The organism is Marinifilum sp. JC120, assembly GCA_004923195.1.
Lineage (GTDB): Bacteria > Desulfobacterota > Desulfovibrionia > Desulfovibrionales > Desulfovibrionaceae > Maridesulfovibrio.
Genome location: RDSB01000005.1, coordinates 225,577 through 241,717, shown reverse-complemented (window position 1 = coordinate 241,717; position 16,141 = coordinate 225,577). Strand labels below are relative to the sequence as shown.

Below are 16,141 nucleotides of genomic sequence, written 5' to 3'. Positions count from 1 at the left end.
CTATCTTGAAATTTTTTATAACAGGAAACGCAGACATGCTGGGATCGGCTATGTCTCACCGGAGCGATTTGAGCAGGACTATTACCATAAACAACAACTAGCTGCTTAACCTAAAAATGGGGTGTCCGTTTTTTGTGTAGCATTTCAACCATCTCTTGACACCCTACAACGTGTGCTATACTTTCTAAATAAGTATGCAGACCACACCTCACTAATTTCAAAAGAGGTTTAGCCCTGCCCTACTCATTTTTAAAGAGGGAAACGCGTATGCACATATCGGAAGGAGTCCTTTCACTGCCTGTCCTTGCCAGCGGTGCGGCAGTGGCGGCAACAGGAACAATGATCGGCCTGAGAAAACTTGATTCGGAAAAACTTATTTCCGTGGCCCTGCTTTCCTCGGTCTTTTTCATTGCCTCACTTATCCACATCCCCATTGGTCCTTCCAGCGCACACCTTATCCTAAGCGGCCTCATGGGCCTCCTGCTTGGCTGGGCAGCCTTCCCAGCAATTCTGACCGGACTGCTATTACAGGCGGTTCTCTTCCAATACGGCGGATTGACTGTCATCGGAGTTAATACCGCGACCATGGCCCTGCCCGCAGTGGCCTGCCATTACATGTTCCGCCCGCTACTCAAGAAAAACTTTTTCAGCATGAGCATAGGAGCCTTTCTTTGCGGAGCCGTATCCATCGCTCTTTCCGCAATCCTGACCGCGCTGGCCCTCTCTTTCACCGATGAAAGCTTCGGGTCCGCCGCACAGATGATTGTTTACGGACACATCCCCATCATGATCATCGAAGGTTTCATCTGCGCCTCAGCCTACGGATTCCTGCAAAAAGTAAGGCCGGAAATGCTGCTTGCCACGCAGGAAACATAATTCCCTACTCCACCGAATTTAAAGGGCCGGGTTGAATTAATATCAACCCGGCCCTTTCTTTATTCAATATTTGGATTTATGACGGCATGTCACGCAAATGCTCAACTGGATTATCTTCTTGCCACCAATCCAACAAAAGTAGCGAATGCCAACAGCAACCATTCCAGCCCGAATCCGGCTGTGGGATTCATGACACAACCGCCACCGCCGCCCCCAATACCAAGGGCCGCAGGATCTTTAATAGAACCTAAAGTTCGGTCTTCGTCATAAATACCATTATCTTTTATCACGTAGTTGACCCAATAGTTGGTTCCCTGTGTCAGGGTAGCTCCCTGATCAATGTAGTTTCCACCATCATCCTCCAACCACCATGTCCCTTCGGTGTCAGGATCAATTGCAGTGGAATACCCGCCAAAAGCCATACAGGTTCCGTTGGTTTCAAAACACTTATACAACCGAACATCACTGGTCGTTCCTTCTAGGCTTGTCGAATTGAAGCGGAAGACTCCGTTGGCCCCGGGACTGTCAACAGTGGCCGTAAATGATCCAACAGGAGCACGCAACTCAAAATTTGGAGGAATATTGTAAGCTGTCTGCAACACGGTATCGCTGGTTGCGTTTTCACTATTAGATGTCAGTGAAACATTAACACCGCTTTGCTGGTGGTCCGATGGGCGCACGTAACCACTGGTAACCATTGCAAGGGCCCAAGGGTCAGAAAAGTCGGCATTGGTATATGTCCATTGCGGTTCCGCATTAAGATTGTCAGTCGTCTTGTACACGTTCACTTTGCTGTTTCTGCTACCACCATCATACTGCGAGGCATAGATATATCCGTTTTTTACAACAAGATTACAAGGATCGCTAAGCTGAGTTGCTGCCCCGGAAATAGTCGCCAACGGGTTTACCTTACCGTTAGCTGAAATGGGAAAAATCATAATTCTGTCGTTAAAGTCAGCAACATAAACAAAATTATCATCCACAGCTAAACCGTAAGCACTGCTAAAGGGGGTGCTCTTATGTTCTATAACCCGCTTCGGTCTTACGTTTAAGTCAGCATTTATATCAAAAACACATATCTTGCTAAGATCGCTTACAAACAACTCAAAGCCGGAAATAGCTATGGCCCACACACCTTTTAGCTTTATATCCCCGAAATCGCATTCAATAGTTCTCTTGGCAGAATCAGGTTCGTCATCGTTAATGCCAAAAACTTTAATGTACCCTTTATCAGCACTCGTACTTACACCCACAAAAATTTCAGAGCCGGAGACAACCACCCCACGAGGATTATCTAATCCGGTAATTTTGCGTTTAGGTGCCACTTCCCCATCTGCTTTGGCATCAAACACAATAAGGCCTTTTACAGCTCCAGAGATGGAGCTGTCATTGGTCACGAAAAGTTCATCATTATAAACAAACATACCGAATACGTCGTCATCGCCAACCTTTGTACTAGCACCGTCGAGCACCCTTTTCGATGCAGGGCTCGGATGATCATCAGTATCAATCGTTACAATTGCACCATTTGCACGGTTAGCAACATACAACTCTTCAGCACAGACAGGTAATACAAAAAACACCGTCAGCACAGTAACTATAAATGCGTACAAAAAAGATTTAATCAACTCCCCTCTCCCCCTTGTTCCTATGTTAGTAAAACACCCCACTATAGATGGACAGAGCACTAGCAAAAGCAAAATAATAGATCAAGACCATCCAAATAAATATAACTAGAAAAGCAAAAACCATAATAAACAAAATAAACATATGTCATACAACATAGCAAAGACCGAATCAGCTTACCCGATTCGGCCTTATAATTTAATTACATCTATAAAACAAAAGATCTGTACCTATTCAATAACCTTCATATTCTCCCATTTACCGCCCCGGAACCGCCAATAGAACGCACCGGCCAGAACAATTACATACAAAGTAAATATGCCCCATAAAAAATACGGACCGGAAGGATATACCTCAACTCCCATATAGCAGGGGACAACCATCACTGCGATGCAGCATAAGCCCACGCTCTTCATAACAAAGACCACGTCCCCGGCTCCTTTTAAAGCACCGGAATAGACAAGGGCCATGCCGTCAAAAAAGATATAGGCTGCCGTGAAGAGCAAGAAATGGGTTCCATAATCAAGCACATCACCAAAGACAGCATCAGTAATATTGTCCGGGCGAAACAGCGACAAGAGTATTTCCGGAAAAATCAGATAAATCAATCCCATAAACAGCATCCAGACGGTGGTGATATGAAAGGCGCACTTGGTGGCTCGCCGAGCATAATCCGGTCTGCCCTGCCCTATGGCCTGCCCGACGAGGGTACTTACCCCCACAGCAATACCGTAGGCCGGGAAGAACGAAACCCCGTCAATTGAAAGGACAATATTGCTGGCTGCAAGAATGACCGTTCCCAACCGACCGACCATGTACACAAAAAACGTAATTGCAAAAATATCGAGAAAAAACTGCATTCCGTTGGAAAGCCCGAACTTTACGATCCTCTTGAATAACTTCGGATCAAAATGGAAATTACTGCAAGTCCCGAAAGCTTTTTCATTTTCCCGGCTAAAAATGAGCGGGATATAGATAGCGACAATGACCGCCCCGGCTGTAAGCGTAGCTATAGCTGCTCCTCGAATGCCCATTTCAGGAAAAATCCAGACTCCGTTGATGAGCGCATAGTCGAGAGGGATGTTCACTACCGCACCGATCATATTGACGACCATGACAGTGCGGGTCAGCCCACGTCCGGCAAAAAAACCGGAAAGAGCAGTATCAAGAACCGGCAGGCCAGCCCCAAGCATGAGGATACGGAAATACTGGATTTCCAGCTCCAAAACTTCCGGGGGATGCCCACCGCTCTCCAATAGCGGAGTCAGCCAAAATCCCATAATCCCCAAAATTACCCAAGAACCGAGCGCAAAATATATGCCCTGCCAAAGACTGGAAGCCACCCGTTCAGGCTTTGCAGCCCCAGTATACTGAGCAATAAAGACATTAACATAACTGGCCACTCCCATGAAAAAAGAAATGAACAGAAAAGACATAATCCCGGCTGGCAGAGCGGCGGCAATGGCTTCCATAGAATAATGCCCGAGAAAAATGCGGTCTGTTACCTGCATTATGGTGGTGGAAGCCATGCTCACAGCAAGGGGCATGCTGATATCAAGCACGTGCTTGTATCCGAAAGGTTTATTCCACATGGATTTCATATATCAACTCCAAAAGCTTAATACTCAGCTAGACATTTATATTAATAAGCGCATGACATTTTTGATCATACTCAAAAAGGAAACCCAGCAGGACAGATGAAGGCTATGAGCTATAATTTATATTGTGCCGCATAAAAAAAGCCGTTTCCGGTTACCCGGAAACGGCTTTAAAATTTCTTTAAGAACCAGAATTATTTAACTGCGTCCTTGAGGAATTTTCCGGGAGTGAATTTTACGCCACGGGAAGCGGGAATCTGGATAGCTTCGCCGGTCTGGGGATTGCGTCCGGTGCGTGCGGAACGCTCAACAGTCTTAAATGTACCGAAACCTGTAAGGGTAACATTGCCTTCTTCTTTGAGGCCGTCTTCGATTGCGCCGAGAACGCCGTCCAGTGCGGCAGATGCGTCTTTTGCACTCAGCTCAAGTTTTTCCCGGATTTTCTTAACAAGAACAGTCTTACTCATAATTAACTCCTTCAAAAGTATTTTACCGCGCTCATGCGGCGGATATCCGTACCCCTTACAGCCCACTACACCAGAAATTTAGAAAAAGCCATAGCGAAAAGTGAATCTTAATCTGAGAAGATATTATATTCAGTAAAACACACAAAACAGAAACTTCTAGCTGGCGCAGCAAGCCCATCAATTCAGGGCGGAAGGGGCGGATTACAGGCATTTGTAAAAGGATGTCAAGCAGATTACATCAAAAGTCCAGTTAAGTCTCAAAATTGACTCAATCATACAAGCGGTAAACAGTTTTAAAAAAGCCGCACTTTTTTCATTTCACGGTGTTGACATATGCGCTGGCTGTCTTAGTTTATTTCAGCTTCTGCGGAAGCATCCGGCCTGCTGAGAGACGCAGGCTTTGAAATTTAAAAGTATGATCCACCATAATCACGTGGATTACTTAATCTTATTAAAAAGTTATTTATTCTGGAGGAAACATGAATCTCAAGCCGTTGCAGGACCGTGTACTTATCAAGCGTCTGGAAACCGAGCAGAAAACAGCTAGCGGCATCATCATCCCTGATTCCGCACAGGAAAAGCCCATGAAAGGCGAAGTTGTTGCTGCCGGTCCCGGTAAAGACAACAACCCCATGACCGTTAAAGCAGGCGATGTTGTCCTGTTCGCCAAGTATGCCGGTAACGAACTGAAAATCGACGCAGACGAATTCATCATCATGCGCGAAGACGAAATCCTCGCAGTTGTCGAGTAATATCCCCTTAATAAATTAATTTTTCCAGATCAGGAGAATCATCAAAATGGCTAAAACTATTGAATTTGATGTAACAGCACGTGACCGCCTTAAAAAAGGTGTGGACACCCTCGCAGAAGCAGTAAAAGTTACCCTCGGACCCCGTGGCCGTAACGTAGTTATTGAAAAATCCTGGGGCGCTCCCACCATCACTAAAGACGGTGTTACCGTTGCCAAGGAAATCGACCTTGAAGATAATTTCGAAAACATGGGCGCACAGATGGTTAAGGAAGTTGCTTCCAAAACCAACGACATCGCAGGTGACGGTACCACCACAGCTACCGTTCTTGCTCAGTCCATCTTCGCAGAAGGTGTAAAACTGGTTGCTGCCGGTCGTAACCCTATGTCCATCAAACGCGGTATTGATTCCGCTGTTGAAGCTATCGTTGAAGAGCTCGGCCAGCTTGCAAAGCCCACTCGCGACAAAGCTGAAATTGCTCAGGTCGGTACCATCTCCGCTAACAGCGATTCCACCATCGGTGAAATCCTCGCTGAAGCCATGGACAAAGTAGGTAAAGAAGGCGTTATCACTGTTGAAGAAGCCAAATCCATGAAAACCGAACTGGACGTCGTAGAAGGCATGCAGTTCGACCGCGGATACCTTTCCCCCTACTTCGCAACCGACACCGACAAAATGGTTTGCGAATTCGACGATCCCATGATTCTTCTTGTTGAAAAGAAAGTTTCCAACATGAAAGATCTGCTCCCTATCCTTGAGCAGGTTCTGAAAATGTCCCGTCCCCTGCTCATCGTAGCTGAAGACGTGGACGGCGAAGCTCTGGCTACTCTCGTAGTAAACAGACTGCGCGCCAACCTCAATGTTTGCGCTATCAAGGCTCCCGGTTTCGGTGACCGCCGCAAGGAAATGCTCAAAGACCTCGCAACCCTTACCGGTGCGACTGTTGTTTCCGAAGACATCGGTCTTTCCCTCGATGCCATGACCGTTGAAGGTCTGGGTACCGCCAAGCGCGTACGCATCGACAAAGAAAACACCGTTATCGTAGACGGCGCAGGTGCTGTTGAAGAAATCAAAGCACGCGTTAAGCAGATCGAATCTCAGATCGCAGATTCTTCTTCTGAATATGACCGTGAAAAACTTCAGGAACGCCTCGCCAAGCTGGTCGGCGGCGTTGCAGTAATCAAAGTCGGTGCTGCTACTGAAGTTGAAATGAAAGAAAAGAAAGCACGCGTTGAAGATGCTCTTAACGCTACCCGCGCTGCTGTTGAAGAAGGCATCGTAGCCGGTGGCGGTACCGCTCTGGTTCGCTGCTCCAAAGTCCTCGACGACCTCAAAGCAGGCAACGACGACGAACTGGCCGGTATCAACATCATCCGCCGTGCTGCACAGCAGCCCCTGCGCATGATCGCTGAGAACGCTGGTTTCGAAGGTTCCGTTGTTGTTGAAAAAGTTGCCGCAGGCAAAGACGGTTTCGGCTTCAACGCAGGAACCGGCGAATACGAAGACCTGATCAAGGCCGGTGTTATCGACCCCAAAAAGGTTACCCGTATCGCTCTCCAGAACTCCGCTTCCGTGTCCAGCCTGCTGCTGACCACCGAATGCGCCATCACTGACGCAGTCGAAGTCGAAGAATAGTTCTGACATTCAGACAACTTAAAAGGCCCGGAAGCGCATGCTTCCGGGCCTTTTTTTATTTAAATTTTATTGTATTGCTGAGCGTTTCGACAAATCCTCATACAGAGCCCAAGTCTTCAAAAACTCTGCATCGAATGAACGTTTCTCTGTGTAGGATCGCGCACTCTTTTTCATATATTGTAAAAGTTCTGGATGATCGGCAAGGCGCACAATGGCACGTGCAAGAGCATCAGAATTTCCGGCCTCAACAATCAACCCGGTGGTATCTTCGATAAGATTTTCGCTGGGTCCGCCGGAATCGGTGACGATTACCGGAAGCCCGGAAGCTTGTGCTTCAAGAACCACATTACCGAATGTGTCGGTTGCTGAGGGAAAGACAAATACATCTGAACTGGCGTAGCAGGATGAAAGCTCTTCCCCATCAAGATAGCCGGTAAAAGTTACCGGGCACCCTTCCAGTCTGGTCTTCATTTCATCAAGATAAGGACCGTCACCAACGACCACAAGATGCAATTCCGGCCTGATGTATGAAACTGTCTTGAAGGCTCTGGTGAGAACATCAAGATTCTTTTCCCGCGAGACACGGCCCACATAAAGCAATTTTAGTAATTCCTTAACCTTGAATCGGTTGTTGTAAAAACCGTTGCGTTTTTCTGGTGTAAAACGATTGATGTCAACTCCGCGCGGATAAACTTTAATCTTGTTTGGTTTGACGCCCTTCTCAGCAAGTTCATCCCCAGTAGCTTCGGACGGGACAAATACCGTATCCATCTGGTTGTAGAACCAGATCATAAATTTCCAGGCGATATCTTCCAGACCGGTATCATCGGTAAAAGCAAGCACATACTGCGGAAACGCGGTATGATAAGTCCCGTGCACCGGAAGCTTAAGCAGCTTTGCAACAGCCAGACCCGCCAGTCCCACTGGTCCGGGAGTTGCCAGATGCAGCAGCGTATAGTTGTTCTCAAGGCAGTGGGCCAATACCCGCAAGAAAGGTGGATACTTAAAAGAGAGTTCCGGATATTCGGGAAGCTCAAATTCTCCGGCCGGGGTAAAATCCACAACTTGTTCACTAGAACCTTCGGAACCGCAAGTGATGACGGTCAACTTCTTGTCATGCTTGCGGGCGACATCAAGCTGGTGTTGCAGAGTCAAAGCCACGCCGTTCACATCGCTGAAAGTGTCAGTGAAATGAGCAATCTTGGTCTCCCCTGACAATGTATCCTTATGCCCGAAACAGGCAAGACAATCCCGCGCAAACTCGCGCTCACTGGCAAAGAGTCCGTAGGAAACAAAATACGGGGCCAAAAGCGTATACAGCGATCCTGCCGCACCTATTGCATGAAAAACATCAAAGAGATTCGCGCCCAGCGCACTGTTAATGATTTTATCTCCAAGCCCGGATAGGACCTTATCAGTAGCATTACCCACAAAACGGAACCACTCATCTTCCAGCTCATCCGGGTTATATTTAAAACCACAACTGATGTTACGGGCCCGCTCGTCACTTTCTACTATACGGTTGGCCTCCCTAAGCAATGCAGCCTGCACAGAATCGGAAGTCTTGAAATATTTTTTAGAACGCTGGCGATAAATAAAACTTTGCAACTTATGAAGGATAGAAGGATTTTCCTTATCTCCGGGATCAAGGACATTGTCGATGTAACTGAAGCACTCAACAGAACGTTCAAGTTTGGTGCAGTCAAAATGGCTTTTGTAAAACTGGTAAGCAATACCGTAAAGATTGTGAGCCATGGTGTGTGGTGTTGCAGCTTTACCCTGCACCATGGTCCTGCCCTCGCTGACCGCTCTCAGCATTTCCTGCGGAGTATTCACATCAACAAACTCTGAATAGACCCGGGCAATATTGATACCGGAATGATCATCAGAACCTCCGGTCAGCCCCTTAACCCATGGAGTTTTGCCATAAGGTTCAATGGAATGTTTGTTGGCTAAGTTGTCTATTTTTTCAGGTGTAAGACTGTCTACAATGGTACGTAAAGCCGAATTCTGCATTTCATCACGGGTGCCGTTTAACTCAAGAACATTGAACAAAAGCAATGATTTTTCAAAATGATCCGGGGTCAATCGTTCGTTGACGGCAAAAAGCGGATGAGCCAGCACGTGAACAATACCCTGCTCGCGGAGGTAGGGAACCAGATCAAATACATTTTCGCGCAACTTCTGGAACTCACGGTGATGCTTCTCAGTAATGTCATAAGCCAAAACATGCAGCTTACAGCCGTCTTCCGGAAAATATGTGGTGATCTCTTCACTGACAAATACATTTTCAAGATGGGCTATTTCCAGACTGCCGTTGATGGTGTTGTGATCGGTGATGGTGACCATATTCATGGACCGGGCAAGCGCTCTCTCATAAATTTTCAACGGCTCTGTAAAGCTCTCCGGGCAGCCCAGTTTTTGCAAAATCCACTGGGACGGGCGGGTTGAATATTTAGAGTGTACATGCAGGTCCACCCGCACGTTAGAACCTTTCATGGCAAAATCCTCCTGAATATTTACGCATTGGCTGCGAAATGACGTACAGTTAATTTTGCCTATTTAATAAGGGCAGGAGTCTGTAACAGTCCCACGGTTCCGTTACGGTTCAGAGTTTTTCCCATAACAAAAAAGAAGGCCGCATCCCTCACGGAATGCGACCTTCTCGTCTTTTATACTATCGGAAAACTACCAGTTCAAAGTCTCTTTGAAGGCAGTAGCGAGATCTTCAACCTTGCTGCGGACAATACCTTCAGAACCTTCCATGAGGCCGAAGGAGTTGCCGCCCACGGTCATACCGATGCGCTGGCAGATCTGGCCTGCGAAGAGTTCTTCGAACTTGCCTGCGTTCTCAGGAGCAACTGTCACCGCGAAACGGGATGCGGACTCACTATAAAGAACAGACAGAGTGGACATGCCATACTCGGTAGGCACGGAGCGAAGATCAACTTCACACCCGATGCGGCCGCCAAGCGCCATCTCAGCAAGAGCCACACCAAGACCGCCGTCTGAGAGGTCATGGCAGGAACTTACCAGACGCTGACGCATGGCCTGATTAAGAGTCATGTAGCGAGCCTTGGCAGTAAGAGCTTCTACATGAGGCACTTTGTCATGCACAAAGCCAAGCTGAGAAGCGATTTCGGAACCGCCCATTTCATCACGGGTCATACCGAGCACGTAGATGAATTCACCGGGCTTCTTGAAGTCGGAAGTCACGCACATGTTAATGTCCGGGACAATACCGACTGCGGAGAAGAGCACGGTAGGCGGAATGGAGATTTTTACGCCGCCGCCCTTGTAGTCGTTCTTCATGGAGTCCTTACCGGAAATGCAAGGCACTCCGAAAGCACGGCAGAAGTGGGACAGGGCCTGGTTGGCACGAACAAGCTGAGCCAGCTTGTAATGACCGTCCGGGGTGGATTCGGACTGAACCGGATCGCACCAGCAGAAGTTGTCGATACCGGCCATGTGCGTGATGTCACCACCAACAGCAACTGCGTTACGGATACCTTCATCAACTGCGTTCGCCATCATCCAGTAAGTGTCGAGATCAGAGAATTTGGGGCAGATACCATGTGATACGACCAGACCTTTGTCATCATCAAAGTCAGGACGAAGCACACCGGCATCAGCAGGACCGTCTTCCTGCTCACCAACCAGAGGCTTGACCACACTGCGGCCCTGCACTTCATGGTCGTACTGACGGATTACGTATTCCTTGCTGCAAATATTAAGTCTGCCGAGCATATCCTTGAGCAGGCCGGTATGGTCTGCAACTTCAGGCTCTCCGGTAAATTCTATTTCAGGACGTTCCCAGACCGCTTTGAGCTGCATCTGAGGCACGCCGTCATGGAGGAAATCCATACGCAGGCAGGCCACAGGCTTTTCACCGTAACGAATATTGTAGAGACCGCTGTCGGTGTAAGTACCGAGCGCGGAAGCTTCAACATCCATTTCTTCAGCCAAAGCCATGAACTCGTCCAGCTTTTCCGGCGGAACAGCGAGGGTCATGCGCTCCTGAGCTTCGGAAACAAGGATCTCCCAAGGCTTGAGACCATCATACTTAAGCGGTGCTTTTGAAAGATCAAGATCACAACCACCGGAATCCTCGGCCATTTCACCAACAGAAGAGGACAGGCCGCCCGCACCGTTATCGGTGATGGCGTTGTACAGGCCCATATCACGGGCGCGCATCAGGCAGTCGTACATTTTACGCTGGGTGATGGGGTCGCCGATCTGAACCGCTGTTGCCGGGGAACCTTCATGCAGTTCCTCGGAAGAAAAGGTTGCGCCATGAATACCGTCTTTACCGATACGGCCACCGGTCATAACGATAATATCACCGGGCAGAGCCTTCTTTTCGTAGCTAAGGCGTCCTGCGGATTTAACGGGCATGGTTCCGACGGTTCCGCAGTAAACCAGCGGTTTACCGAGGTAGCGTTCATCAAAAACAATGGAACCGTTCACAGTGGGAATACCGGATTTGTTACCGCCGTGTTCTACACCTTCACGCACGCCTTCAAATACACGGCGGGGATGCAGCAAACGCGGGGGCAGTTCACCTTCGTGAAAAGGAGAAGCAAAACAAAATACATCAGTGTTGCAGAGCAGGTTCGCGCCCAGTCCGGTACCCATGGGGTCACGGTTAACACCGACAATCCCGGTCAATGCTCCGCCGTAAGGGTCCAGAGCGGAAGGACTGTTATGTGTTTCCATTTTAACGCAGACATTAAGCTTGTCGTTAAACTTGATAACACCCGCGTTATCCTTGAACACGGAAAGACAAAAGTCATCCTCGCCCTTTTCAGCGCGGATTTCCTTGGTGGTGTTCATGATGCAGGTTTTATACAGGCTGTCTACAGTGGAGGAAACACCGGTTTCCTTGTTTTCGTACTCAATCTTGGAGCTGAAAATTTTATGCTTGCAGTGCTCGGACCAAGTCTGAGCCAGAGCTTCAAGTTCAGCATCGGTAGGCAGGGCGGTAAGTCCCATTTCCTCGCGCTGCTTAACCACTTCGGGATCAGCATAGTAATTGCGGATACCGTGGAATTCCTCAAGGCTCAGAGCGAGGGTGTTCTCACGGCTAAAAGCCATCATCTCGTCGTCTGACATGGCAGCGAGATCAATAACTGCAACCTCGTCACTGGCTTTACCGGTAACACGGGCAGCCTTGGCTTCAAATCCGGGGGATTTGACCCACTCATCTGCGGAACGGATTTCGTAACGCTGGATGAGTTCGTTTGCCAGCAGGTCCTTTGCAATATGGCTAACCTGCTCCAGACCAAGGTCTTCGGCAAAAAGGTACTGGATAGAGGTGTATACTTTCACCGCTTCCACGTCAGTGGGTTCGGTAACCAGAATTACCGATTCCTTGGCAGTACGGCCTTCGTTATCGGTAACACCGGGACGGAAGCCCACTTCAAGGTTCCATGCGAAATCCTTGGCCAGCGGCTCAAGGGAAGGGTTATGCAGAACCGGGTCATGCAGAACGCCCAGCTCCAGAACCTTTTCGATTTCGTCTTTTTCAAGACCTTCTACAGTATATACCTTGATTGTCCGGACACCGCCGGCCTCAATACCGAGTTCTTCTTTGATCTTACTGGAAACTTTATGACCGTGAACATCACGGACGTGGTCCTTAAGTGCGACCTCGACACGCCAGAGCATGGCTATCTCCTCTTAATAATTAAAGTCCGGACCTATTTGGACCAGACCAGTACATTTCCGCCCAAATCCTTGGCTTCATACGTAGCTTTGTCAACACGACTTAACATACCCGCAGAAGTATCCCCTTCTTTGAGCACGGTAAGCCCGCCGCTGATAGTTACCTTGCCAGAAAATTTCTTCTCCACCCGGAGCCTAATCCGGTTACCGATGCTTTCCAAAGCCTCGGAACGGACTTCAGTAACAATAACCCCGAACTCATCACCGCCATAACGGCAGGGAAAATCCATGCCTGACCTGAGTTCGTTACGCAAAATTTCACCAACTCCCTTAAGAACGTCGTCACCGACCTGATGACCTTCATTGTCGTTCACGGCCTTAAAACCGTCTAGATCAAAGAAAAGGAGTCCCACCGGACGTCCGGTGCGCCTGCTACGATTGATTTCACGGGCCAGCAGGGTGTTAAACTGGGTATGGTTGAAGAGATCGGTCAATCCGTCAAAAACAGCCTGACGTTTAAGTTTCTCTTCCAGTCTGCGGATGGCAGTCAGGTCACGAGCCACAATCAGGCTTTTGTCTCCTGATCCGGCTAACCTGCTGACAACAAATTCAAAAGGACGTCCGGCTGTATCAGTCCTTTTCAAGAGGACTTCAACAACTGTTTTGGACCGATCAAACATATCCGGTCCCCAGCGGCCGGTATATGTTTCACTGGGCGTCGCAATATCGAAAATATTACGTCCCAGAAAAATTTTAGAAAAACGAGATGAGGCATAAGTAATGTTCCCGCGATTATCCACAGTCAACACAATATCACGCATGGAATCCACGAGCCCTTCCAGAAAATCCCGCTGCTTAAGGGCCTGAATCTGGCTCTCGGACATTTCCCTGATATCTTCCATGACCAGTGAAATAACATTCTCGTCACCGCGCACCTGCTTATACGCTGAAACATAAAGGCAGGCATCGCGGGGCATTCCCCCTGTTCTCAAACTGACACAGATAATCTTGCTGAAAGATTTATTATCTTCCTCAGTAAGAAACTCATCCCAACTGGCACCCAGCCCGCCACCGACTCCAAGCTTAAAAAGTTCACTGAAGTTCTTTGTTCCGGAAATGGAAGCACCGCCAAGCAGCCGGACCATTTCTTCGTTCATATCAATGAAATCACCTTGGGCATCAAGACTGGCAACTCCCAGCGGCAAGGTATCGAGAGTCTCTGCTCGATCTTCAATCAGGTGCTGTTTAGCGCAATAATGCTCGTAAGCCTGACCTATAAACCGGAAATAAAGTTTGAGACTCTTCCTGTCTTCGGAACTAAGCCCCTTAGAGTTAAAACGGAATCGACCTAAAAGAACATTTCTGCTGATGATATCTTCACTGCTGCCACGTATCTGCCATGGCATATCATTCTCTACACAACCTGTTGCCACCACCTCAAGCCCGGTCACTTCTCCAATACGATAAAATTTATATTTGGTTGTATGCGGTGACTTGAGAGCCAATTCCCAGCTGGTTATGTCCCAACTCAACTTGAGATGTCTGCCAATGGTTCGGGCAATGGAATCAACCCCGCCCTCAGCAGTAAGCAATTCCAGACTTAAAAAGTAACTGGACTGAAGACTCCTGATAGAATGGTTGTAAAAATGAGCGTCCCCGCCATCATCGGACATGCCAAGAATTTTGAGCATGGACTGAAACTTTGTCCGACAGACCTCCCTGAATCCTTCGATGGCTTCCTCATCCATATCAAGAGAACGTTGCAACTGAACTTCAAATTGCAGCACATTAAATGGAGCTGACCTGCTGCCCAGTTCCATCTCAGCCCATCTGGTAGCCAGAATCACGGCCTGAGTGGGCAGGTCAAATGAATCAAGTTCATCAACTGCATGGTGATGCTGAAGGGATGTACAATCAAGATTATCCATCTTCCAGCGGCTCATAAGCAACTGGCTGAGAGCACCATGGTTCATGCCCCATATTTCATTTTCAGCGTCCTGCTGCCCCGGTTTAGACTGTGCTACCGTATCTTTTGAAATTTCAGCAGGCAGTTCTCCCGGAGCCGCGCAACGCAGAAAAAACAGGGAAATATCTTTCAACAAGCAACAGAGATAGACCTTGTCAGCCTGATCAGGACAAATGCGTGAGGCAATAAGCTGAGCAGAAATAGCTCCCCACACGGTGAGCATCCAATCATTGTAAATTTTATAATCATCCAGCTGCATATGAGTACAGATGTGCTTTTGATAAGTAACCGTAACTGCGAGATTAAGCAGTTCACGGGTTCCAAGCACAACTGTAGCTCTTTTGAAGTCTGTGATTTCCTGAGAAAGGCCGTAAAATGGAGAATTAACGAGATTAAGAATAGTGGTGGAAAGAGCAGGGTCCATGCTTATAATTTTGCCAAGCACCGCAAAATCCGGTTCAGGCTTGCAGGCCTCCTGCATCAATTGGAGCATGACCGGAGGAAAGCTGAGTTTCATCATCAATCTTGGTGATTCAAGAATATCATCCAGACTCATAGCTACAGCTCCTCCCTTTTAGTCTCACCTATTTTTTCCGGGTCAGCACAAAGTCTGCGGCTTGCTTGAGAACCTGCCTTTCCTGACTGTCAGGCAGTGGCATCAAACACGACTTTGCTTTTTCCACATATTCCGCCGCGTAGGTTCTGGTTCTGGCTCCAAGGCCGTGCTTTCTGATCTCCGCAAGCACACGCTCCCGCTTATCCTCTTCCAAAGTCCGATTCTTGATTTCAGCAAGTAACTGCTCTGCTTCTTTTTCTTGTAACATTTCAAGATAAAGAATCAAAGGCAAAGTAATTTTACCTTCTTTGAGATCCCCACCTTCGGGCTTACCCGTATCATTAGAAGGAGATTCGTAATCAAGAGCATCATCGACAAGCTGGAAAGCTATACCCATATTCAAGCCGAAATTACCGAGCGCATCTTCAATTTCCCGATCATCGGATGCGAGAATAGCCCCAAGTCGACAGGAAGTTTCAATCAAACGGGCGGTCTTGCCAATGATGATATCCATGTAGGTGTCACGGTCCATCAACGGTTCAGAAATATGAGCGATCTCAAGGATCTCGCCTTCAACTGTTGCCATAATACCTGAAGCAAGCACAGAGCTGATACGGGATTTACCGTAATCCGCACCTATCTTATTTGCCAGAGCAAGCAGAACATCCCCGGCAAGGATAGTTTCAGTGGTGCCGAAAACCAAATGTGAAGCCTCTACGCCACGGCGCAGGTCTGCATCATCTAAAATATCGTCATGGAGGAGGGTCGCAGCGTGGAGAAGCTCCAGTGAACCAGCCAAAGGATAAATATCATCTTTCCCATAACCCGAACCTCGGGCGGAAAGAATAGTCAACACCGGGCGAATCCTTTTACCCGGAGCAAGCAGCACGTGTCTGGCTACGTCCCTAACCAGCCCCTCAAGTTTAGCGGTTTCCTTATCAAGAAAATCGTTAATAAGAGGCAGTTCCTTTTCAAAATAGGCTAATAACTCAATCATCCGCGT

Annotated in this window: 10 protein-coding genes; 3 read left to right on the top strand and 7 right to left on the bottom strand. The window is 48.0% G+C overall.

The window, feature by feature from the left end:
* The first annotated feature begins 267 nt into the window (after positions 1-267).
* Positions 268-876, top strand: coding sequence for a cobalt transporter CbiM (cbiM, locus tag D0S45_07415; protein TIH17475.1), 609 nt, complete (start codon positions 268-270; stop codon positions 874-876).
* Positions 877-986: 110 nt separating this feature from the next.
* Here the strand turns inward: cbiM and D0S45_07410 are convergent, their stop codons facing one another.
* From D0S45_07410 to D0S45_07400, 3 genes are all read right to left on the bottom strand, one after another.
* The gene (locus D0S45_07410) at positions 987-2,504 is read right to left on the bottom strand and encodes a hypothetical protein (protein ID TIH17474.1); all 1,518 of its coding nucleotides are present in this window, start codon (positions 2,502-2,504) and stop codon (positions 987-989) included.
* Positions 2,505-2,732: 228 nt separating this feature from the next.
* Positions 2,733-4,103, bottom strand: a complete 1,371-nt coding sequence (locus D0S45_07405) for an MATE family efflux transporter (protein TIH17473.1) — start codon at positions 4,101-4,103, stop codon at positions 2,733-2,735.
* 191 nt (positions 4,104-4,294) lie between these two features.
* Complete coding sequence (locus D0S45_07400) at positions 4,295-4,567, bottom strand: HU family DNA-binding protein (protein ID TIH17472.1); 273 nt, start codon at positions 4,565-4,567, stop codon at positions 4,295-4,297.
* Positions 4,568-5,046: 479 nt separating this feature from the next.
* Here D0S45_07400 and D0S45_07395 point away from each other — a divergent pair, with 479 nt between their 5' ends.
* Together D0S45_07395 and groL are read left to right on the top strand one after the other, a co-directional pair.
* The gene (locus tag D0S45_07395; GenBank protein TIH17471.1) at positions 5,047-5,319 is read left to right on the top strand and encodes a co-chaperone GroES; all 273 of its coding nucleotides are present in this window, start codon (positions 5,047-5,049) and stop codon (positions 5,317-5,319) included.
* A gap of 46 nt (positions 5,320-5,365) precedes the next feature.
* Entirely contained in the window at positions 5,366-6,952 is a 1,587-nt protein-coding gene (gene groL / locus D0S45_07390; protein TIH17470.1) for a chaperonin GroEL, read from the top strand.
* A 66-nt stretch (positions 6,953-7,018) separates the two neighbouring features.
* On the opposite strand, the gene D0S45_07385 is transcribed toward groL, so the two are convergent.
* From D0S45_07385 to D0S45_07370, 4 genes are all read right to left on the bottom strand, one after another.
* Positions 7,019-9,451: a glycosyltransferase gene (locus D0S45_07385; GenBank protein TIH17469.1), complete on the bottom strand. Its 2,433-nt coding sequence runs from the start codon at positions 9,449-9,451 to the stop codon at positions 7,019-7,021.
* Positions 9,452-9,640: 189 nt separating this feature from the next.
* A complete protein-coding gene (locus D0S45_07380; protein ID TIH17468.1) occupies positions 9,641-12,619 on the bottom strand; it encodes a phosphoribosylformylglycinamidine synthase in 2,979 nt (992 codons plus the stop codon).
* 32 nt (positions 12,620-12,651) lie between these two features.
* Positions 12,652-15,138 (bottom strand): HDOD domain-containing protein, encoded by a 2,487-nt coding sequence (locus D0S45_07375; protein ID TIH17467.1) that lies wholly within the window; start codon positions 15,136-15,138, stop codon positions 12,652-12,654.
* Positions 15,139-15,166: 28 nt separating this feature from the next.
* On the bottom strand, positions 15,167-16,135 hold the full coding sequence (locus D0S45_07370) for a polyprenyl synthetase family protein (GenBank protein TIH17466.1): 969 nt from the start codon (positions 16,133-16,135) through the stop codon (positions 15,167-15,169).
* Between the last annotated feature and the right edge of the window lie 6 nt (positions 16,136-16,141).

Excerpts from the sequence above, each read along its gene's own strand:
- D0S45_07400 (TIH17472.1), bottom strand. The coding sequence starts at position 4,567 with ATGAGTAAGACTGTTCTTGTTAAGAAAATCCGGGAAAAACTTGAGCTG.
- D0S45_07375 (TIH17467.1), bottom strand. The coding sequence starts at position 15,138 with ATGAGTCTGGATGATATTCTTGAATCACCAAGATTGATGATGAAACTC.
- D0S45_07385 (TIH17469.1), bottom strand. The coding sequence starts at position 9,451 with ATGAAAGGTTCTAACGTGCGGGTGGACCTGCATGTACACTCTAAATAT.
- cbiM (TIH17475.1), top strand. The coding sequence starts at position 268 with ATGCACATATCGGAAGGAGTCCTTTCACTGCCTGTCCTTGCCAGCGGT.
- D0S45_07395 (TIH17471.1), top strand. The coding sequence starts at position 5,047 with ATGAATCTCAAGCCGTTGCAGGACCGTGTACTTATCAAGCGTCTGGAA.
- D0S45_07370 (TIH17466.1), bottom strand. The coding sequence starts at position 16,135 with ATGATTGAGTTATTAGCCTATTTTGAAAAGGAACTGCCTCTTATTAAC.
- groL (TIH17470.1), top strand. The coding sequence starts at position 5,366 with ATGGCTAAAACTATTGAATTTGATGTAACAGCACGTGACCGCCTTAAA.
- D0S45_07380 (TIH17468.1), bottom strand. The coding sequence starts at position 12,619 with ATGCTCTGGCGTGTCGAGGTCGCACTTAAGGACCACGTCCGTGATGTT.
- D0S45_07405 (TIH17473.1), bottom strand. The coding sequence starts at position 4,103 with ATGAAATCCATGTGGAATAAACCTTTCGGATACAAGCACGTGCTTGAT.